This is a genomic window from Streptosporangium sp. NPDC006930, from assembly GCF_040635605.1.
Classification (GTDB): domain Bacteria; phylum Actinomycetota; class Actinomycetes; order Streptosporangiales; family Streptosporangiaceae; genus Streptosporangium.
The window spans coordinates 55970-74159 of the sequence record NZ_JBEYID010000015.1 but is presented as its reverse complement, the minus strand read 5'-3'; the positions used below and the strand labels follow the sequence as shown (position 1 = coordinate 74159).

The 18190-nt window shown below is 69.0% G+C and carries 24 protein-coding genes; 11 read left to right on the top strand and 13 right to left on the bottom strand.

Annotation, left to right across the window (positions count from 1 at the left end; genetic code table 11):
- Positions 1-34: 34 nt before the first annotated feature.
- The 3 genes from adh (at position 35) to ABZ664_RS24995 (ending at position 3225) form a co-directional block, all read left to right on the top strand.
- A complete protein-coding gene (adh, locus tag ABZ664_RS25005; protein WP_362514615.1) occupies positions 35-1552 on the top strand; it encodes an aldehyde dehydrogenase in 1518 nt (505 codons plus the stop codon).
- The gene (locus tag ABZ664_RS25000; RefSeq protein WP_362514612.1) at positions 1552-2001 is read left to right on the top strand and encodes a DUF779 domain-containing protein; all 450 of its coding nucleotides are present in this window, start codon (positions 1552-1554) and stop codon (positions 1999-2001) included. The genes adh and ABZ664_RS25000 overlap by 1 nt, the downstream gene beginning before the upstream one ends.
- A gap of 84 nt (positions 2002-2085) precedes the next feature.
- On the top strand, positions 2086-3225 hold the full coding sequence (locus tag ABZ664_RS24995; protein ID WP_362514609.1) for an XRE family transcriptional regulator: 1140 nt from the start codon (positions 2086-2088) through the stop codon (positions 3223-3225).
- A gap of 107 nt (positions 3226-3332) precedes the next feature.
- Here the strand turns inward: ABZ664_RS24995 and ABZ664_RS24990 are convergent, their stop codons facing one another.
- From ABZ664_RS24990 to ABZ664_RS24965, 6 genes are all read right to left on the bottom strand, one after another.
- Positions 3333-3557, bottom strand: a complete 225-nt coding sequence (locus ABZ664_RS24990) for a hypothetical protein (protein ID WP_350945315.1) — start codon at positions 3555-3557, stop codon at positions 3333-3335.
- Between the two features lie 107 nt (positions 3558-3664).
- Complete coding sequence (locus ABZ664_RS24985) at positions 3665-4279, bottom strand: TetR/AcrR family transcriptional regulator (RefSeq protein WP_362514606.1); 615 nt, start codon at positions 4277-4279, stop codon at positions 3665-3667.
- A gap of 133 nt (positions 4280-4412) precedes the next feature.
- Positions 4413-4880 (bottom strand): hypothetical protein, encoded by a 468-nt coding sequence (locus ABZ664_RS24980; RefSeq protein ID WP_362514603.1) that lies wholly within the window; start codon positions 4878-4880, stop codon positions 4413-4415.
- Between the two features lie 250 nt (positions 4881-5130).
- Positions 5131-5943 carry an SAM-dependent methyltransferase gene (locus ABZ664_RS24975; RefSeq protein WP_362514600.1) on the bottom strand — a complete coding sequence of 271 codons (813 nt, stop codon included), beginning with the start codon at positions 5941-5943 and terminating at the stop codon, positions 5131-5133.
- A 145-nt stretch (positions 5944-6088) separates the two neighbouring features.
- Positions 6089-7003 (bottom strand): helix-turn-helix transcriptional regulator, encoded by a 915-nt coding sequence (locus ABZ664_RS24970; RefSeq protein WP_350945311.1) that lies wholly within the window; start codon positions 7001-7003, stop codon positions 6089-6091.
- A 188-nt stretch (positions 7004-7191) separates the two neighbouring features.
- Positions 7192-7878 carry a hypothetical protein gene (locus tag ABZ664_RS24965; protein ID WP_362514597.1) on the bottom strand — a complete coding sequence of 229 codons (687 nt, stop codon included), beginning with the start codon at positions 7876-7878 and terminating at the stop codon, positions 7192-7194.
- Positions 7879-8155: 277 nt separating this feature from the next.
- On the opposite strand from ABZ664_RS24965, the gene ABZ664_RS24960 reads away from it, so the two are divergent.
- Positions 8156-8629, top strand: coding sequence for a PepSY domain-containing protein (locus tag ABZ664_RS24960; protein ID WP_362514593.1), 474 nt, complete (start codon positions 8156-8158; stop codon positions 8627-8629).
- A gap of 230 nt (positions 8630-8859) precedes the next feature.
- On the opposite strand, the gene ABZ664_RS24955 is transcribed toward ABZ664_RS24960, so the two are convergent.
- Positions 8860-9591: a hypothetical protein gene (locus tag ABZ664_RS24955; protein ID WP_362514590.1), complete on the bottom strand. Its 732-nt coding sequence runs from the start codon at positions 9589-9591 to the stop codon at positions 8860-8862.
- 134 nt (positions 9592-9725) lie between these two features.
- Here ABZ664_RS24955 and ABZ664_RS24950 point away from each other — a divergent pair, with 134 nt between their 5' ends.
- Positions 9726-9974 carry a hypothetical protein gene (locus ABZ664_RS24950; protein WP_362514587.1) on the top strand — a complete coding sequence of 83 codons (249 nt, stop codon included), beginning with the start codon at positions 9726-9728 and terminating at the stop codon, positions 9972-9974.
- Positions 9975-10083: 109 nt separating this feature from the next.
- Positions 10084-10380 carry a hypothetical protein gene (locus ABZ664_RS24945; RefSeq protein WP_362514583.1) on the top strand — a complete coding sequence of 99 codons (297 nt, stop codon included), beginning with the start codon at positions 10084-10086 and terminating at the stop codon, positions 10378-10380.
- A 60-nt stretch (positions 10381-10440) separates the two neighbouring features.
- Here ABZ664_RS24945 and ABZ664_RS24940 read toward each other — a convergent pair whose 3' ends face one another.
- A complete protein-coding gene (locus tag ABZ664_RS24940; RefSeq protein WP_362514580.1) occupies positions 10441-11067 on the bottom strand; it encodes a uridine kinase in 627 nt (208 codons plus the stop codon).
- A gap of 290 nt (positions 11068-11357) precedes the next feature.
- Here ABZ664_RS24940 and ABZ664_RS24935 point away from each other — a divergent pair, with 290 nt between their 5' ends.
- Positions 11358-11753, top strand: a complete 396-nt coding sequence (locus tag ABZ664_RS24935; RefSeq protein ID WP_362514577.1) for an isoamylase early set domain-containing protein — start codon at positions 11358-11360, stop codon at positions 11751-11753.
- A 129-nt stretch (positions 11754-11882) separates the two neighbouring features.
- Here ABZ664_RS24935 and ABZ664_RS24930 read toward each other — a convergent pair whose 3' ends face one another.
- Positions 11883-12326 carry a DUF6789 family protein gene (locus ABZ664_RS24930; RefSeq protein ID WP_362514574.1) on the bottom strand — a complete coding sequence of 148 codons (444 nt, stop codon included), beginning with the start codon at positions 12324-12326 and terminating at the stop codon, positions 11883-11885.
- A gap of 88 nt (positions 12327-12414) precedes the next feature.
- On the bottom strand, positions 12415-13527 hold the full coding sequence (locus ABZ664_RS24925; RefSeq protein WP_362514570.1) for an acetate/propionate family kinase: 1113 nt from the start codon (positions 13525-13527) through the stop codon (positions 12415-12417).
- A gap of 335 nt (positions 13528-13862) precedes the next feature.
- Between ABZ664_RS24925 and ABZ664_RS24920 the strand changes: the two genes are divergently transcribed.
- On the top strand, positions 13863-14210 hold the full coding sequence (locus ABZ664_RS24920) for an STAS domain-containing protein (RefSeq protein ID WP_362514565.1): 348 nt from the start codon (positions 13863-13865) through the stop codon (positions 14208-14210).
- A 141-nt stretch (positions 14211-14351) separates the two neighbouring features.
- On the opposite strand, the gene ABZ664_RS24915 is transcribed toward ABZ664_RS24920, so the two are convergent.
- Positions 14352-14570, bottom strand: a complete 219-nt coding sequence (locus ABZ664_RS24915; protein ID WP_362514561.1) for an EF-hand domain-containing protein — start codon at positions 14568-14570, stop codon at positions 14352-14354.
- 155 nt (positions 14571-14725) lie between these two features.
- Here ABZ664_RS24915 and ABZ664_RS24910 point away from each other — a divergent pair, with 155 nt between their 5' ends.
- From ABZ664_RS24910 to ABZ664_RS24900, 3 genes are all read left to right on the top strand, one after another.
- On the top strand, positions 14726-15205 hold the full coding sequence (locus tag ABZ664_RS24910) for a GNAT family N-acetyltransferase (protein WP_362514558.1): 480 nt from the start codon (positions 14726-14728) through the stop codon (positions 15203-15205).
- A gap of 383 nt (positions 15206-15588) precedes the next feature.
- Positions 15589-16665: a lytic polysaccharide monooxygenase gene (locus tag ABZ664_RS24905; protein ID WP_362514555.1), complete on the top strand. Its 1077-nt coding sequence runs from the start codon at positions 15589-15591 to the stop codon at positions 16663-16665.
- 181 nt (positions 16666-16846) lie between these two features.
- Complete coding sequence (locus ABZ664_RS24900) at positions 16847-17413, top strand: cellulose binding domain-containing protein (RefSeq protein WP_362514552.1); 567 nt, start codon at positions 16847-16849, stop codon at positions 17411-17413.
- 156 nt (positions 17414-17569) lie between these two features.
- On the opposite strand, the gene ABZ664_RS24895 is transcribed toward ABZ664_RS24900, so the two are convergent.
- Positions 17570-17815, bottom strand: a complete 246-nt coding sequence (locus ABZ664_RS24895) for a type B 50S ribosomal protein L31 (RefSeq protein WP_362514549.1) — start codon at positions 17813-17815, stop codon at positions 17570-17572.
- Positions 17816-17817: 2 nt separating this feature from the next.
- Entirely contained in the window at positions 17818-17982 is a 165-nt protein-coding gene (gene rpmG, locus ABZ664_RS24890; protein ID WP_362514545.1) for a 50S ribosomal protein L33, read from the bottom strand.
- Positions 17983-18190: the final 208 nt, after the last annotated feature.

Here is an 18190-nt window from a genome sequence, read left to right as displayed (position 1 = left end):
GCTCTGTTACAGCCATGTGAAGGAAGGCGGAGTCATGGTCTACACACCACCCGGTTCCGAAGGAAGCATCGTCACCTACGCCTCCCGGTACGACAACTTCATCGGCGGCGAGTGGGTGCCCCCGGTGAACGGGGAGTACTTCGACAATCCGAGCCCGGTCACCGGGCAGACCTTCACCAGCGTGGCCCGCTCCACCGCGGCCGACGTCGACCTGGCGCTGGACGCCGCCCACCGCGCGGCCGACTCCTGGGGCCGGACCTCGCCCGCCGAACGATCGAACATCCTCAACCGGATCGCCGACCGTATCGAGGAGAACCTGGAGCGGCTCGCCGTCGCCGAGACCTGGGAGAACGGCAAGCCGGTACGCGAGACGCTCGCCGCGGACCTGCCGCTCGCCGTCGACCACTTCCGCTACTTCGCCGGGGTGATCCGCGCCCAGGAGGGCGGGATCAGCCAGCTGGACGAGGACACCGTCGCCTACCACTTCCACGAGCCGCTGGGTGTGGTGGGCCAGATCATCCCGTGGAACTTCCCCATCCTGATGGCGGTGTGGAAGCTCGCCCCCGCCCTGGCCGCGGGCAACTGCGTCGTCCTCAAGCCCGCCGAGCAGACTCCCGCCAGCATCCTGCTGGTGATGGAGCTCATCGCCGATCTGCTCCCGCCCGGTGTGATCAACGTCGTCAACGGGTTCGGCGCGGAGGCGGGCCGGCCTCTCGCCTCCAGCCCGCGCGTGGCGAAGGTGGCCTTCACCGGCGAGACCACGACCGGGCGGCTGATCATGCAGTACGCCTCGGAGAACATCATCCCGGTGACGCTGGAGCTCGGCGGTAAGAGCCCCAACATCTTCCTTCCCGACGTCACGGCCTCCGACGACGACTTCCTGGACAAGGCCGTCGAGGGTTTCGTGATGTTCGCCCTGAACCAGGGCGAGGTGTGCACCTGTCCCTCGCGGGCCCTGATCCACGCGTCCATCTACGACGAGTTCATGAGCAGGGCGCTCGACCGTACCAAGGCAATCGTCGGCGGCGACCCGCTGGACCCGGCCACGATGATCGGCGCGCAGGCGAGCAACGACCAGTACGAGAAGATCCTGTCCTACATCGACATCGGGTTGAAGGAGGGGGCCGAGCTGCTCACCGGCGGCGGCCCGCGCACGGTTCCCGGCCTGGAGGGCGGCTACTACATCGAGCCGACGATCTTCAAGGGCAGTAACGACATGCGTGTCTTCCAGGAGGAGATCTTCGGGCCGGTCGTCTCGGTGACGACCTTCGACTCGGAGGACGAGGCTTTGAAGATCGCCAACGACACCCTGTACGGCCTGGGTGCCGGAGTGTGGACCCGCGACGTGAACGCCGCCTACCGGTTCGGCCGGGCGATCAAGGCCGGGCGGGTGTGGACCAACTGCTACCACGCCTATCCCGCGCACGCCGCGTTCGGCGGCTACAAGCAGTCGGGCATCGGCCGCGAGAACCACCGGGCGATGCTGGACCACTACCAGCAGACGAAGAACATGCTGGTCAGCTACTCGCCCAAGAGACTGGGCTTCTTCTGATGCCGACCGGCCCCGCCGGTGAGCCGCACCCGCTCCGAGTGGAGCGGGTGCGGCTCAGCCCCGCCGCCGAGGAACTGCTGACCGTGCTCCACCGGCGACACGGCCCGTTGATGTTCCACCAGTCGGGCGGTTGCTGTGACGGCAGCTCACCCATGTGCTACCCCCGGGGCGAGTTCCGGGTCGGCGGCGTGGACCTGCTGCTGGGCGTGCTGGCCCTGGACACCCCGTTCTGGATCAGCGCCTCCCAGTACGCCTACTGGCAGCACACCCATCTCACGGTGGACGTGGTTCCCGGCCGCGGCAGCGGATTCTCCCTGGAGGCCCCCGAGGGGGTGCGTTTCCTCATCCGCTCCCGGCTGTTCACCGACGAGGAGGCCGAGCGGATCCTGGTGGAGCCTCCCCCGCCGAGCGGCGCCGACCGTGATACGGGGACATACAACATCAAATAGGGTCACAGCGGGAGTACGATGCACGGAAATGAAGTGTCGGCGGTGATCGCCTGACACCGGGCGAAGCGTGAGCGGAGGTCGCCCATGGACCGGCGGAACTCCCCACAGAGCCCACAGGCCGTCGTCGACGCGTTCGACCAGGGACGGCTCACCCAGGCCAGGCAGCTGGCGGGGATGACGAAGAAGGACCTCGCCGAGCGGATCGGGGTCACCCCCGCGGCGGTGGGACAGTACGAGACGGGCATGAGCCGTCCCCGGCCCGACCTCGTTCCCCGCCTGGCCGACGCTCTCGGCGTGCCACCGGCGTTCTTCCTGCTGGGCCGCCCGCACGGCAGGCTGGACGGTTCCATCCCGCATTTCGGGAGTCCGCGCTCCACCCGCGCGTACCAGCGGGCCAAGGCGGCGGCCTTCGTCGAGCAGGTCTGGGAGCTGGCCCACGCACTGGAGAGGCAGGTCAGGCTGCCCCACGTCGTCCTTCCCGGTCTCTCCGGCGACGAGGTCCACTCCGGCGTGGAGCCACCCGGCGACCCCGCCCAGGCCGCCCGCGCGCTGCGGCGGCTCTGGGGGCTGGGCACCGGCCCGCTGCCGCACATCGTCCGGCACATGGAGGCCCACGGGATCGTCGTGGTCCTCCTGCCACCCGACGAGGACTCCGTCACGGTGGACGCCTTCTCCACCTCCCGGCTGCCCCGCCCGATCGTGGTGCTCACCGCCAACCGGTGCGACGACGTTCACCGCTACCGGTTCACCGCCGCCCACGAGCTCGGCCACCTGGTGCTGCACGGCGACACGGCCTCGGGAGACGTCCGGCAGGAGCGGGAGGCCGACGTCTTCGCCGCCGAGTTCCTCACCCCTCGCGACAGCATCCTGCCGGAGCTGCCAGGCCGCCTCGACCTGCGCAGGCTGGTCGAGCTCAAGCGCACCTGGGGCGTGCCGGTCGACTCCCTGCTGTATCGCTGCCGCGAGGTCGGCCTGATCTCCGATTCTGCGGCGAGCCGCGCCCACCAGCGGCTCAAGACGTTGCGCGACCAACCGGGATTCGCCGCCGAGCCGATCAGCGGCCACCCCGACGAGCAGCCCGTGCTGCTGCACCGGGCCTTCGAGCTGGCCGTCTCGCAGACCGGCCTGACCATGGAGCTGCTCGCCACCCAGCTGGCCTGGCCCGTCTCACGGGTGCGCGAACTGCTCGACGACCGTCGCCCGGCGCTGCGTCCGGTGCCCTGACCGCTCTTTCGCGGGCACCGGCCGCCGGTCGCGCCGTGCGGTGACGCTCGTCGCGACCGCTTCGCGGAGTCTCCCTCCGCGACCACCCCGCGTCGCTCCCCACCCGCTCACTCGCCCTCGACACGCTCCCTGATCCACTCCAGGCCGTCCTGCCAGGAGGCGAAGGCCTGGAGATAGCGACCGTCGCGGGCGTGGAAGGCGTGGTATCGGAAATCTCCGTCGCTGCCCGTGCGAATCAGGTCGTAAATATCGCCCTTTGAGCGATACCAGACACATTCCCCGTCAGCGGGACGTGAGGATGATGCGTAGGCGAACTCACGCGTGATGGACATGGGACGGATGCTACGGACCAGCGAATCAGCAGGCAATGCCGCGTCTATTTCATTCAGGGATAAAGTTCGCCCCGGCTGAGAATTCAGCTGGAAACGCCTACGCGGGATCACCCACCGCCGACGGCGGGCGAAGGACGGCCACCGTCGGCGGGCGCGGTGAGCTGGTCGATCAGCATCGCCAGCCGCCGCTCGTGGTGGGCGGCCGGGAGACGTCCGCTGCGGGTGAGGGTGGCGAGGCCGTGCACGGACCCCCAGGCGATCTCGGCGAGGACTCCGGTGTCGCGGCCGCCGGCGAAGGGGGCGATCGCCTCGCGGAATTCGGCGAAGGCGGCCTGGAGCGGGGCGGGCGTGTCGGGACGGCCGAAGGGCAGGTCGACGGCGAGGGTGAGCATGGCGTCGTACAGCGACGGGTTCAGCCGGGCGAAGTCGGCGTAGGCGTGGATCAGGGCGGAGAGCGCCTCGCGCGGGCTCTCCGCCCTCACGCGGGCCTTTCCCAGCTCCGCGGTGAGCTCGGCGAAACCCTCCAGCGCGACGGCCGCCACGATGGCGTCCTTGCCCGCGAAGTGGCTGTAGAGGACCGGCTGGCTGTATTCGATACGCTCGGCGAGACGGCGCGTCGTGACCGCCTCCCACCCCTCGGCCTCGGCCAGCTCGCGGGCGACCGTCACGATCAGCCGATGACGCCGCGCCCGCTCGCGCTCGCGGCGCTCCTGTGTGGACATCACGCTGATGCTAGCACCGCTATTAAGTCGCCTCTTGCTATTAATAACGCCGCTCGCACATCTAGCACCGATACGGCAAGCGGCGGCCCGGCCCGCACCGGGCGCTCACCAGGTGCGGGCCGGGGCGCACATGTCACCCGGTGGGCGGCGTGGGGGTCGAGGTCACCCGGTGGTCGGTCAGGTGGAGTTCTCCTCCGAGCGTCACGCGCAACTCGTCCAGGACCTGCCTGGCGCCGAGTACGGTCCACAGTTCTCCGACGAGGTGGGGGTTGTACTCCGGCGCCTGGTCCATCCACTGGTCCTTGCCGGACTGGGTGACGAAGGTGCTGATGAAGAACCGGCCGACGGAGGTCTTGCAGGCTCCCGTCCGGATGTCGACCGCGTCGACCTGGATCCGGGGCTTGCAGTCGACCTTCTTCGCGAGCTGCTCGACGGTCGGAGGCGGGCCCGCGGGGGCGGCGGGGACGGCGTTTCCGGCCGCGGCGGGGGCGCTCGCGGGCTGGTCCGCGCTGCAGGCGAGGGAGAAGGACAGGGTGAGGATCACCGTGGCGACCACCCGGAGGTTCCTGGCGACACCGGTCCGGCGCGAATGTGTCAACATCCTTCAGATACGCTCACCGGCCCCGGCGGGTTCATCGTGTCTCCCGTCGAGGGCGCCCGAACGGAGTCGAAGGCCCTGCGAGAGACCCGAGGGACCGGAAAAGGACTCCGCGTCTCTGTCTGCCCCCGCCTGCCCCCGGCCCGCTCCCGGTATCCCACGGCCCCGCCAAGGTTCCGCGCCCCTGGACCTCACACTCTGCCGAGATTCCCGTCCGCGCTCCGGGGAGGAACGCGGACGGGAGACGAGATTCCTACGGGACCCGCCCGACGGCCCCCACGGTGACGGCGCCGGCTCCCGGCGGGATGACGACGTCGCCGGTGTCGGGTCGCCAGTCGTAGACGGGCACCAGGCCGGGTTCGAGCATCTCCAGACCGTCGAACAGGCCGCGGATCTGGGTGAGGGTGCGGGGGAAGATGCCGCCCGCCGTGGTCGTCCCGTAGACGCCGCGGCCCTGCCGGACCTGTTCCTCGGTGAGGTCGCCGGAGGTGACGTGGGAGATCACCACGTGGCTGCCGGAGACCAGCCGCTTCCCGAAGGAGGCGGCGATGTCGGCGACCTCCTTGTCCTCGGCGACGAAGTGCAGGATGGACACCATGAGGACGGCGACCGGCTGGTCGAAGTCGATGCGCTCGCGAACGTCCGGATGGTCGAGGATCGCCCCCGGCTCCCGCAGGTCACCGGGGATCACAACCGTCTGCGCGTTGTCGGCGAGGAGCGCGCGGGCGTGGACGAGCACGATGGGGTCGTTGTCGACGTACACGACCCGGGAGTCCGGCGCCTCGCGCAGGACGACCTGGTGCACGTTCTCCTGGGTCGGCAGTCCCGTGCCGATGTCGATGAACTGGCGGATTCCCGAGGCGGCGAGATGCCGTACGGTACGCCCGAGGAAGGCACGGTTGGAGCGCGCCACGTCCTTGACGTTGGGGACGAGTTCAACGATCTTCTCGGCGGCGACCCGGTCGGAGGCGAAGTTGTCCTTGCCTCCCAGGTAGTAGTCGTACATACGAGCCACACTCGGGACCGTAGGGTCGATTCCCGGCGGAGCCTGCTCGTGTTCAGTCATGTCCTCGCCTTCACCATCTCTTTCTCGAATGGTAGACGAGTGATCGACGCCTTCAGATCATGAACCGATGTTTCGTCTGATGACCGGATGTGGTTTCCCCAGCTCAGCGGACCTCATCGTTCCCGTGAAACCACGCCGAACCGCATCAGACCGAGAGTTCCTCGCGGAGGTCGCGCAGAAACCGCTTGCTCTCGGAGACGGAGTACGCCTGGATGCACAGACGGTCCATGACCTGCATGTAGTGGTCGGTCTCTTCGAGCTTGTCCACGTAGAGGGCGCTCGTGAGCTGCTCCATGTAGACCACGTCGGGCAGGTCCCGCTCGGGGAAGCGCAGGATGGAGAACGGACCACCGGCCGCGGCGTGGCCGCCCCGCTCGAACGGCATGATCTGCAGCCTGACATTGGGCAGCTCGACCACGTCGAGCAGGTGGTCGAGCTGGGCGCGCAGCACGTGGGGACCGCCGATGGGCCGGCGCAGCACGGCCTCGTCCATCACGGCCCAGAGCGTCGGGGCGTCCGGTCTGGTCAGGCGCTTCTGGCGGGCCATGCGCAGCGAGACACGGCGGTCGACCTCGTCGGTGGAGGCGGCGCCGTGCACGAGCATGATGACGGCCCGCGCGTATTCGGGACTCTGCAGGAGGCCGGGGACGAACTGCACCTCGTAGGTCCGGACGATCGAGGCGGCCTCTTCGAGCCCGACGTAGACCTCGAACCAGTTGGGCAGTAGATCTCCGTACTTGTGCCACCAGCCGGGGGCGTTGGCCTGGCGGGCCAGCGTGAGCAGCGGGGCCCTGTCCTCGGGGTCGGTCACCCCGTACATCGTCAGCAGGTCCGCGACATCGCGTTCCTTGAAGCCGACCCTCCCGAGCTCCAGCCGACTGATCTTGGCGTGGGAGGCACGGATGGCGTAACCGGCCTGCTCGCGGGTGATGTCCTTGGCGACGCGCAGCCTCCGCAGCTGGGCGCCCAGCAGAATCCGCAGGATCGTGGGACCACCACCACCCGCGTACGCGAGAACGCCACCCTGCTCACCGCTGTCCTTCGCGGTCTGTCCGGCCATGCGGGCTCCCTGTCGCGCCTTCCTACGGTGCCACAGTTTCACACATACAGCGTGTTTCGCACAGCTCTGCGGACGCGCACATGCGTTTGCACTTGCATCCGCGAGTGCAGATAGCTACAAATCTACCTTTGTCGGCGAATGTCGGCGAATTTCTCACCCTGCGGGATCGCCGGTAAAGCCTCCCGGCCCTACAGCCCCGAGGCGAGGTCACACGAGTCCTCGTACGCGTCGTCGCGGAGGGTTCCCCGGTTCGCGGCGGTACGGCGCGACAGCATGCCGCGCACGATGTCGCACAACTCGCTCGTCTCCCTCGGTGACAGCACCTGGCTGAGACGGCGCTCGACCACTCCCCCGCTCAACGGCCCCGGCGCCCTCGTCACGTTGAGGTACCCGGACAGGTACGCGATCCTGAACAGCTTCTCCTGCGAGGGCGACACGGCGGTGGGGGCGGACACCTTGACCGGCCCCGTCGCGCCCTCCCCGTCGCGGGACACCTCCAGCCCACAAAGCAGCAGGTGCGCGGCGGCCCGCTGCAGGGCGAGTCCGTACGCGCGCATGGACCCGTCGGGCGAGAAGGCGACGATCGAACGTCCGACGGCCTCCGCGGAGTCCGGTGACAGGTCGGCGATGCCGGTCTCCGCACCGAGGCAGGTGTAGACACGCACGACCCGCTCCCCCACGTACCCCGGCTGGACGTGCTGGGAGAGCGTGACGGTCACCGTGGACCCGTCGGGATTGCGCAGCTCGGCGATGTCGGCCGCGTGGGTGACGTACGTGGTGGAATGCTCGCGCTCGCACCACGAGGGGCACGAAGCCTCCGAACGGAGGCGAGAAGTCCCGGCCGGGACTTCTCGCCAGGCCGTGATGTCGTCCATCCCAGTCCTTCCGGCGTGGAGATCCGCGTCGTCGACGACGTGAGGGCACGACGGCGGATCGTCCCCGGACCCGAGCCGGACCAGGGCGCGGGTCCCGGCTCGCGCCATCGATTTCGAGGTCGCTTTCACCGGCAGGTACGCAGGACCGGCATGGCCGGTTCATCGGGAAAGGCCGACGGGGGGCGGAATCCGGGGCCCGGAACCGCTCGACGGCCTTAACCTGCCTTTAGGGTTGCCGCAGCGTGCCGCTAACGACGACCCAGGCAAGCTTTGGGACATGCGAAACACGACGAAACTCACCATCGCCGCCGCCGGACTCCTCGCCGTCGTCTCCGGAGGTAGCGCAGTAGCCTTCGCCGGAACCGCGACGCCCACTCCGGCCCCCAGCGGTACGGCGACGACTCCCGCGCCGGTCAACGAGACGCCGGGGACCGGCACCGCTCCGGCGACCCCCGCACCCGGAGAGGCGGAGGCCAAGGTCGGCCGGGACGCGGCCATCAAGATCGCCCAGGACAAGGTTCCCGGCGCCAAGCTCGTCAAGACCGAGTTCGACGGCGACGACGCTCCCACCAAGTGGGAGATCGAGTTCCTTGAGGGTGACGTCGAGCACGAGTTCGACATCGATGCCACCACCGGCGCGATCCTGGAGCATGAGCAGGAGACCGAGACCGCCGCGGAACGGGCCGCCGACGCCGCCGATGACGCCAACGACATCGACGACGATGACGATGACGACCAGGACGACGACTGACGGAAAGACGAACAGCGACAAGGAGCCCGTGACACCTCGCGTGTCACGGGCTCCTCGTCCATGCCAGGTCCATGCCGGCCGAACACGGCGGCGGTCCCCGGACACGGGAGCGGGTCACCGGCACCGGGTGCGGTGACCCGCTCCCTCCGTATCCGGTGGGCGGAAGCCGGGTCACCGACCTGGGACGCCCGTGACCCGCCCCCGCCACAATCCGGTGGATGGCGGCCGGGTCACCGAGGCGAAACGCCGGTGGCCCGGCCCCGCCGCGTCCGGTGGACGAGCGCGGCGAGGACTGTGATCCCAGCGACCCCAGCGACCCCTACGAGCGCCGTCATCACGTACGCGGGCCGCCACCAGGTTCCCCGCTCCACGACCGCGACGGTGGTCGTCTCCCCCGGCGAGCCTCCGGCGGGCGCCGCCGGGGTGGCGACGGGCGTGGGGGTGGCGGACCTGTAGGGGAGGAAGCCGGGAGTGCCGTCACCGAGGGGAATCCTCGGCGGGCGAATCGCCCCCCAGTGATCCTCCTCCGGCGGCTGCTGGCCGGTGATCGCCGGCCTGAGGTCCGGGGGAACCGGGGCGACCTCCAACCGTCCTGGCACGGCCAGAGTGCCGATCCGGTAGGACGGGAACCAGCCCTGGATCGCGGTCACCTCCCACGTGCCCTTGGGCAGGGAGACCGCGCTGGCGTAGTGGGCGGGCTCCTTCAGCTCCACACCGGAGAACCGGAGAGTCCTCTTGCCGTCGGTGAACTCCAGCGCGACCTCCCCCAGCTCCCCCAGGTCGTCGCCCTCGTACGGATGGGTGCCGTGCTGGAGCAGCCAGAAGCCGAGGGTGTACGTCGTGTCCGGGCTCGTCACCGGGACCGGGTCCATCACGGTGATCGCCCAGCCTCCCGCCCGTGCCGGGGCGCCCAGGGCCAGCAGGGGGGCGATGAGCGCCAGAAGGAAAAGAATTCTTCTCATGCGGGAGATACACCGGCCGAGTCGATCAGGTTCCACCACCGCGCGGTGCGCCTCCCGGTCACCGGACCGCTATGGCCCGGAGCGTGGGGTCAAGGCCGTGGAGTCAAGGCCGAAAGCAGGGGTATGGACAGCAAATGAGTCTTCAGGAAGAACTGCGGCAGGTCGAAGGGGACCTGGAGAGACTGCGCGCCGAGGTCGCGGAGCTGCGTGGGCAGGTGGGAGAGATCGGCCCCACCGACGCCGTCGAACGGGCAATGTTGATCAATCAGGCCGACGAGCAGGAAATCCTTGTCGGCGAGCTCGAAGCCAGGCGCGACGGCCTTCTCAAACGCCTGGACGAGGACGACGAGCGAAACTCCTCGAAACCGCGCGGGAGGACGTAGGGGACGGGGTCCACCCGCCGGAAGCAGCCACCACCTGCGGTTCGCCACATTCGGTTATCCGCCGTCTCGCTGGGTAACCATAAGGACGAACCATCATCAGGGGGATGAAATGATCAACATGCTTCACAAGATGGGCGTGAAGTCCAACATGATGTACGCCGCCGGGATCGCCTCGGTCGGCGCGTCGATCGCGGCGTGGTTCACGTCGAACGCGCAGGAGAGAGCGGGGGTCGAGCGGGCGGACCACTGGGGGATCTTCATCGGCGAGTGGGCACCGACCTTCTTCGCGATGGGGATCGCGCTGCGCATGGAGGAGACCCGCGAGGAGATGCGGCCCTCCTTGGGGCAGGAGTCGCTCGGCGAGTCGTACTCCGAGGGCAGGACGCCCTCCCGCGCGGGCGTGTAGCACCGTCACCGGAGGATCGAGGGCGGGGTGCGTCAGGGGGACGTGCCCCGCCTTCGCTCATCACGATGTGACCAGGGCCGGATGTCTCGGGTCGTCGACGCGGACGACCACGTCGGCGACCTCCGCCGGGGCGACCTCCTCCTCGTAGCGCGCGTAGGCGGGCAGCGTCCAGTGCAGCTCCTCCGGGGTGCGCCGGGCGAGCGCGCCCGGCGACAACCTCAGGTGCACGGTCAGCTCGAACGGCAGCCCCCGGCCCAGCAGCAGGGGTCCGGCCAGCAGCAGCACACCGCCCGGGGGGACCGTGACGTACGGCGCACGGGTGGCCCTGTCGATGGCGCTGTCCCACAGCGTGGGCAGCACCTTTCCCGACCGGCCCGGGTCGAGTGGTCCCAACACCTCTCTGACCAGCCCTCCGTAGTCGAACCAGTCGGTGTAGAAGGAGTCCGGGTCGGTCCGGCCGTACTCGAAACGCAGCGAGGCCGGGCGCAGGAAGTCGGCGGTGGAGACGCGGAGCACCTCCCTGCCGCGCAGCCGGAGCGGGTCCGCCAGCGCGTCGGCGAGTTGCTCCGGCCGCGTCGCGGGAGCCCCGTCGAGCGCGACGCGCACCCAGGAGTCGCGGGGCTCCGCGGCCACCCGGTCGGCGAGTTCCTCCACCAGCGAGGAAGGAGAGATAGGCCGTATGTCCACCCCACCATCCTGGCCGACGCCCGCCGCCTCCGACGGGGACCGGTCAACCATCACGGTCGGGTCAAGGTCGGACGTGATGGCGATCAAATATCGGTCTGTCCGGGTTGTCCGACCGCTACGGGCGGTAACGATCCATATGGATCGACGGCCCGGCCGTGACCGGGCGTCGGCCTCCAGGTCGCGTCACGTCCACATCGGCGCGATCCGGTAGTTGGCGTGATCTTCACGTCTTTCCGCAACCAAGATCACGGCACGTTACGCACGGAGACAGCGATGTCAGGAGGACTTCAGTGATCAAGCGCGGTAAGCCGACCAAGAACGGCCAGGTCAAGCTGACTTTCACCATAGTGGAGAGCCCGACCCGCGGAGGGGTCTCGCTGGTCGGTGACTTCAACGGCTGGGACCCCTACGCCCATCCCATGCGGCGCAGGGACGACGGCACCTATCAGGTGAGCCTGATGGTTCCCGCCCACCAGCCCATCCGGTTCCGCTATCTCGCGGAGGGCGGCGTGTGGTTCGACGACGCGGACGCCGACCACCACGACGAGCACGGCGGCCGGATCAACCCCGCCGACGTCCAGGAGGCTCCTGAGAGCCCAAGCGCGGCGCGCACCGCGGTCGGCAAGCCGATGCGGCAGACGCTCTCGGCCGGGCAGCCGGTCACGGCCTCGGTGGCCTCCTCCTAGCACCTCGGTGACCGTTTGCAGGAGCGGGATCCCCCGGACAGGCCGTTCCACCGGCTCCGCGATCATCGTTGCGGCTCGTGCCTTCCCCGTCCCGGCCCATTCCGGCGGGGACGCGGAGGGTGCGGGCCGTCAGGCCTCGCGCCGGGGACCGTTCATCGCGAGGGCGAGCATCGCGCCGTACACCACGTGGCCCGTGGCCATCACCGCCTGACGTCCCGGCTGATCCTCGTCGATCGGCGGCAGGACCTCCAGTTTCGGCACCCAACCCTGGTAGCTGACGAACCAGATGGCCAGCCCGTACGCCACCCCGAGTGGCACCGGGGCACGGCGTCCCCTGCAGAGCAGGGCGAACGCGGCCCCGCCCGTGGCGCCGAAGCCGAAGTGGGCGATCGCGCCCAGTGCTCTCTCCCTCGACTTGGGTCGGTGCCTGTGGCCCGGCAGGAGGCCGCGGACGATCCTCTTGGGAGGCTGATCCCTCATGAGCCCCGCGCGCTCCCCGGCGAGCATCACAGCGCTCATCGCCGCGGTGGCGAGAACGCCACTTCCCACGCCCCTGACGAGATCACGAATCACGATCGTCACCCCTGCCTTTCCGGTGAAAGTCCTCGAAACTCCTGTGAGATTCCTCGAAACGAAGATCCTCGAACGGCGGCCGGGCCCCTCACGGGTGCCCGCCGAGCGCGCCGAGGGTCTCCCTGGCGAGTTGCAGTTCCTCTCTTGGCCTGACCACCAGGACGGGCACGGACGCGCCGGGCGCGCTGACCGTCCCGTCGGTGTCGAGGTCACTGCGGGCGAGCGGCTCGACACCGAGCAGGGAGAGCCTTCCGCAGACGGCCTCGCGGACCTCCGGCTGGTCCCAGCCGATCTCCCCGGTGAACACGAGCGCGTCGAGCCGGTCCAGGCTCGTCGCGGCGGCGGCGATCTCCCGGCTCACCCGATGCGCGAACACCTCCAGGGCCAGCGCGGCGGCCGGATCCCCGGAGGCGACAAGTTCCCGGGTGTCTCCCGACTTTCCATCCGAGAGGCCGAGCAGCCCCGAGTGGTGTTCCAGTCCTTCGCGCAGTTCGTCGAGCGTGAGCCGGGAGTCCGACAGCAGCCACAGCAGCATGCCGGGATCGACGCTTCCCGACCGCTTGCTCATCGGGACCCCCTCCAGCGGGGTGAATCCCATCGAGGTGTCCACACTGCGGCCCTCGCGGACGGCGCACACCGAGGAGCCTCCGCCGAGGTGGGTCAGCACGACCTGGAGGGTGCCCGCGGGCCGGTCGAGCATCTCCGCGGCCCTTTCCAGCGCCCAGGCGTACGACAGGCCGTGAAAGCCGTAGCGGCGCAGGCCGTAGCGGCTTCTCCACCCCGCGGGCAGCGCGTAGGTGGCGGCGCTGTCGGGAAGTTCGGCGTGGAAGGCGGTGTCGGGGCAGAGCACGTGCGGGATATCGGGCAGCCTGTGCCGGGCGGCCTCGACGAGCGCGAGCGCGGGCGGTACGTGCAGCGGGGCGAGATCGGCATACTCCCCCACCGCTCGCAGCACGCCGTCGTCGACGACCGTCGGCTTCCTCACCGCCTCGCCTCCGTGGACGAGACGGTGGCCGACAGCGGCGAGATCGGTGCCGGGGGCGGCGTCGAGGAAGTCCGTGATCGCCCGCTCGGCCGCACCGGGGTCGAGGCTCTGCTCGCTGTGCTCGGTGCGCAGGACCTGACCGTCCCGGACGAGGTGGAGTTGCAGGCTCGACGATCCCGCGTTGACGGTGAGCACCGCCGGATCAGTGGTTCCCATTTTCCTCACGTGCCCGAGGGCGGATGGGACAAACGGCGGCCCACGGCGGCCCGCCATTCGTCACCGTGCGTGAGCATCCGGGGGAGAAGGGCGCCGATCCCCGTCTCACCGCGACGGCCTGGTCCTGTGATGTCTCGCGCTGAGGACGAAACCGGGGCGTGGCGGTCTGCCTCCGGATTCCTTGACCGCTGACGGTTCGCAATCACTTGTTGAACTGTCATGAGCGACGGGCGTACGGTGGGGGTAACGGCACCCGTCCTTCGTACGGCTCCCAACAGGGCGCTGTCTTCAACCGTCGTAGACAGCGGGGCGATATGACTCGACTTTCCATAAGCATGGACGCGCACCCGCACTTCTCCGTGGTGACCTTGGTCGGCGACCTGGACAAGTCCTCGGCACCCCTGCTTGAGGAGAAAATCGCGGAGTTCATGAGGCGCGGTCACGTCTGCCTCGTCGTCGACACGACAGGGCTGGAATTCTGCGACTCCACGGGCATCTGGGTGCTGCTGACGAGCCTGCGACGCGCCTACGAGCGGAAAGGCTGGCTGCGCCTCGTCGGCGTGCACGGATTCCTCGGCCGCCTGCTCGATCTGACCAGGCTGCGAGAGGCGTTCCCCATCGACTCCACCGTCGAGGAGTCACTGCGCGAGGTCTCCGACAGTCACGTCCCGGTCCCGCGCTGATCCCCGCCGCCTCCGGTGATCGCGGTCATACCCGCGGCGCCCGACGTCACGAGGGAGAACGCCGAGAGAAGATCGCACCAGGTGGCACCCGCTCTCTGGGGGGCCACCGGAATCGGTGGCCCCCCAGAGAGCGGGGAACGGTCAGTCGCGGGAGACCAGGCGGACGAACTCCTCGAACGAGAGCCGGCCGTCGCCGTCGGAGTCGCCGTTCTGGTTCAGCGATCCGATGGCCTCGGCGGGCAGGGCGGGAAAGTGCTCACCGAACTCCCGCTCCGTGATGAATCCGTCGCCATCGGTGTCGATGGCCGCGAACGTCTCCCTGAGCTCCGCCAGCCGCTCCCCGTGGGGTTCTGTCGACATGGTGACCCGCCTCTCTCAACGACCCGCACTTCGATCAGCAGACAACTTACGGGAGGCGTCACCCGTACAGCTATGCGACCCCATATGACACCTTTTATCACCAAAAATCCTTTTCCAGCTCGTCCCTGACTGCGGCCCCGCCCTAGACTTCGAGCATGATTCGCCCCGCAACGCCGGACGACGTCCCGGCGATCATCGACATGATCCGTGGACTCGCGGAGTACGAGAAGGCGCTGGACAAGGTCGAGAACACCCCCGACATGCTCCACGAGACGCTCTTCGGCCCCTCCCCCAGCGTGTTCTGCCACATCGCCGTCGACGGGGAGAGGATCGCGGGGTTCGCGATCTGGTTCGTCTCCTACTCCACCTGGCTCGGCACCCACGGGATCTATCTCGAAGACCTCTTCGTCCATCCGGCCCACCGGGGCGGCGGACACGGCAGGAGGCTGCTCGCCGAACTGGCGGGCATCTGCGTGGAGCGCGGCTACGGCCGCTTCGAATGGTCGGTGCTCGACTGGAACACCCCGGCCATCGACTTCTACCGGGCGATCGGCGCGGAACCGCTCGACGAGTGGGACGGGTACCGCCTCACGGGGCCCGCACTGGAGAAGGTCGCGGCGGAAAGAGCGCGGTAGCCCCGCGGGGAAAGGCGTCTCGCCCAGGACCCGCCTTTCGCCGAAGACCGGCCGGAAATCCTCCGGCCGGTCTTTCGTTTTCCCCCACCGCTTTCTCCTACACCTCGAAGATCCGCAAGTCCTTCGTTCTCCACCCGGTGCGGCCCTTACTGCGGAAACTCACCACAGGGCACCCCAACCGTGAACCTTTCATCGGGTGAAATCACCCCGTAACCCCCTGAACTGGTACAACAAGCCGCTACCTCATGGTGAAAGAAGCACTCCGTTTACACCCCCGCAACCTGCGACCTAGAGTCCGTCTCGCGTGAGCGCCTCACCGCCATTGATCAATGCCTCGTCACCCCCTCGAAAGGGATGGTAATTCTGTGAGTAAATGGCGAAGTATGGCTGTCGCCGGTGTGGTCACTTTCATGACCGCGCTGCTCGCCGTCGTTCTCGTTCCCCTACCGGCCTCCGCGCACGGCGCGATGATGGTGCCCGGCAGCCGGACGTATTTCTGCTGGCAGGACGGCCTCTCCCCGCAGGGGAACATCGTGCCGATCAACTCGGCGTGTTCGGCGGCGGTTGCCCAGAGCGGGGCGAACTCGCTGTACAACTGGTTCAGCCTGCTGCGGTCCGACGGAGCCGGGCGAACCCGCGGGTTCATCCCCGACGGCCAGGCGTGCAGCGGCGGCAACCCCGGCTACAGCGGGTACGACCTGCCGAGTGCCAACTGGCCGGTGACGCACCTGACCGCGGGCGCGAACATCCAGTTCAAGTACAACAAGTGGGCCGCCCACCCCGGCTGGTTCTACCTCTACATCACCAAGGACGGCTGGAACCCCAACCGGGCTCTGACCTGGGATGACCTGGAGTCGGAACCCTTCCACACGGCCGACCACCCGCAGAGCGTCGGCTCCCCCGGGACCAACGACGCCAACTACTACTGGAACGCCAGGCTCCCGTCCGGCAAGTCGGGCCGCCACATCATCTACTCGGTGTGGAAGCGCTCCGACAGCGCTGAGACGTTCTACAACTGCTCCGACGTCGTCTTCGACGGCGGCAACGGCCAGGTGACCGGAGTCGGCCGTTCGGGCAACAACCCGGACCCGACCCCGACCCCGACGCCGACCGTGACGCCGACCCCGACCCCGACGCCGACCGTGACGCCGACCCCCGGCACCGGAGCGTGCACCGCCACCTACAAGACCGTCAGCTCCTGGTCGGGCGGTTTCCAGGGCGAGGTGACCGTGAGCAACTCGGGATCGGCCGCCATCAACGGCTGGACGGCGAAGTGGACACTCGGCAGCGGCAGCACCATCAACAGCCTCTGGAGTGCCACGCACACCACGTCCGGATCCACCGTCACGGCCAAGAACGTCGACTGGAACCGCACGATAGCCCCCGGCGCCTCGACCACCTTCGGGTTCACCGGATCGGGCACCAGCGGCTCTCCGAGCGTCACCTGCTCCAGCCCCTGACGTAACGCGGTCCCCGCCGGTGCCACCGGCGGGGACCGACCCGTCTCCCCCCTCGCCCCATTCGTTCCGACAGACCGACGGATGAGCGGACCGGCAGACCGCGGGACCGCCACAACCGCACCGGATCACCGCCCCTCCCCACGGCCGCCGCGCCCTCGCGAAAAGGGCGGAAGGGAGTCCCGTGCCGTTCACCACGAAGATCGCGCCACTGCTGGGTCTCGTCTCGCTCGGAGCGGCGGTGGCCCTGGTCGCGGGGGCCTGCGCCGGCCGGACACAGGAGAGCGGACACACCGCGGCGCACCCGATCTCCCAGCACGTCGCCTCGGTGTCCCCGTCCGTCCAGGGGAACCCCCCGGCGTCCCCGTCCGATGACGGGAACCCCTCGGCGGCATCGTCCTCCACGCCCCTCCACGAGGACAAGGGCCAGAACACCCCTGCCCCGGGCACCAAGAGGTGCCGGGCTACGGTCACCCTGGTGGAGTCATGGCCCGGCGGTTACCGAGGCGCCGCGACGATCACCAACACCACCGACAAGCCGATACGCGACTGGTACATCCAGTGGATGCAACCGCGCGAGGCGACCTTCACCCAGTCGTGGAACGGCACCCACATGCAGAGCGGCCCCGTCGCGATGCTCCACGCCCCCACCGAGAAGCCGTCGCTGGCACCGGGGGCGACCGCCACCGACATCGGCTTCGTGGGGTCCGCCACCACACCCCCGGCCTTCACCGAGATCACCTGCGGCTGACGGGGCCGACGGCCGGCCGCGGCCTGCACACGGCCTCCCACGGTGGCTCGCGCCCCGATGAGCGGCGCCGCGCGTCCCGGCGAGGTGGGGGTGCGAGACGGCCACCGGAAAACGGCACGGCCCCGGCCAAGGCCGGGGCCGGAATCGGGCTGGATGTCAGCTCTTGCCGTAGCGCCGCTGGAAGCGCTCGACGCGCCCCGCCGTGTCGACGACCCGGCCGCGCCCGGTGTAGAAGGGGTGACTCGCCGAGGAGACGTCGACGTCGACCAGCGGGTGGACGGCGCCGTCCTCCCACTCGACGGTCTTGCGGCTGGTGACGGTCGAACGGGTCAGGAAGGCGACACCCGCGCTCGGATCGCGGAAGACGACCGGGCGGTAGTCGGGGTGGATGCCCTTCTTCATGGCTATCTGTCCTCTCGGAACGGGACGTGCTGGCGGACGATCGGGTCGTACTTGACGAGGGTGAGCCGGTCGGGGTCGTTACGCCGGCTCTTGCGGGTCACGTAGGTGAAACCGGTGCCCGCCGTGGACCTCAGCCTGATCACTGGGCGCACCTCGTTCTTGGCCACGCCTGCTCCTCTCGAAGGGCGGATTACCCGACGCAGACGATAACGGTTTTCATTAGCCGGACATTCCCGCCTGAGCACCCCTCCCGGTACACCCTTCAGGCGTTCTGGCGGCGGTCCGCCCGCGAGGGCAGCGGAGTTCCCGACCTCATCGCCTCGGACGACCGGCGCGTTCAGCGGGGGACCGCCGAGCGTACGGTTCTCCTCCCGA

Coding starts and splice junctions, on each gene's coding strand:
- ABZ664_RS24920 (WP_362514565.1), top strand. CDS start 13,863: ATGGACGCGCACCCGCACTTCTCCGTGGTGACCTTGGTCGGCGACCTG.
- ABZ664_RS24960 (WP_362514593.1), top strand. CDS start 8,156: ATGCGAAACACGACGAAACTCACCATCGCCGCCGCCGGACTCCTCGCC.
- ABZ664_RS25000 (WP_362514612.1), top strand. CDS start 1,552: ATGCCGACCGGCCCCGCCGGTGAGCCGCACCCGCTCCGAGTGGAGCGG.
- ABZ664_RS24985 (WP_362514606.1), bottom strand. CDS start 4,279: ATGTCCACACAGGAGCGCCGCGAGCGCGAGCGGGCGCGGCGTCATCGG.
- ABZ664_RS24980 (WP_362514603.1), bottom strand. CDS start 4,880: ATGTTGACACATTCGCGCCGGACCGGTGTCGCCAGGAACCTCCGGGTG.
- ABZ664_RS24975 (WP_362514600.1), bottom strand. CDS start 5,943: ATGACTGAACACGAGCAGGCTCCGCCGGGAATCGACCCTACGGTCCCG.
- ABZ664_RS24970 (WP_350945311.1), bottom strand. CDS start 7,003: ATGGCCGGACAGACCGCGAAGGACAGCGGTGAGCAGGGTGGCGTTCTC.
- ABZ664_RS24895 (WP_362514549.1), bottom strand. CDS start 17,815: ATGAAGAAGGGCATCCACCCCGACTACCGCCCGGTCGTCTTCCGCGAT.
- ABZ664_RS24995 (WP_362514609.1), top strand. CDS start 2,086: ATGGACCGGCGGAACTCCCCACAGAGCCCACAGGCCGTCGTCGACGCG.
- ABZ664_RS24910 (WP_362514558.1), top strand. CDS start 14,726: ATGATTCGCCCCGCAACGCCGGACGACGTCCCGGCGATCATCGACATG.
- ABZ664_RS24915 (WP_362514561.1), bottom strand. CDS start 14,570: ATGTCGACAGAACCCCACGGGGAGCGGCTGGCGGAGCTCAGGGAGACG.
- ABZ664_RS24905 (WP_362514555.1), top strand. CDS start 15,589: ATGGCTGTCGCCGGTGTGGTCACTTTCATGACCGCGCTGCTCGCCGTC.
- ABZ664_RS24965 (WP_362514597.1), bottom strand. CDS start 7,878: ATGGACGACATCACGGCCTGGCGAGAAGTCCCGGCCGGGACTTCTCGC.
- ABZ664_RS24990 (WP_350945315.1), bottom strand. CDS start 3,557: ATGTCCATCACGCGTGAGTTCGCCTACGCATCATCCTCACGTCCCGCT.
- ABZ664_RS24945 (WP_362514583.1), top strand. CDS start 10,084: ATGATCAACATGCTTCACAAGATGGGCGTGAAGTCCAACATGATGTAC.
- ABZ664_RS24950 (WP_362514587.1), top strand. CDS start 9,726: ATGAGTCTTCAGGAAGAACTGCGGCAGGTCGAAGGGGACCTGGAGAGA.
- ABZ664_RS24955 (WP_362514590.1), bottom strand. CDS start 9,591: ATGAGAAGAATTCTTTTCCTTCTGGCGCTCATCGCCCCCCTGCTGGCC.
- adh (WP_362514615.1), top strand. CDS start 35: ATGGTCTACACACCACCCGGTTCCGAAGGAAGCATCGTCACCTACGCC.
- ABZ664_RS24925 (WP_362514570.1), bottom strand. CDS start 13,527: ATGGGAACCACTGATCCGGCGGTGCTCACCGTCAACGCGGGATCGTCG.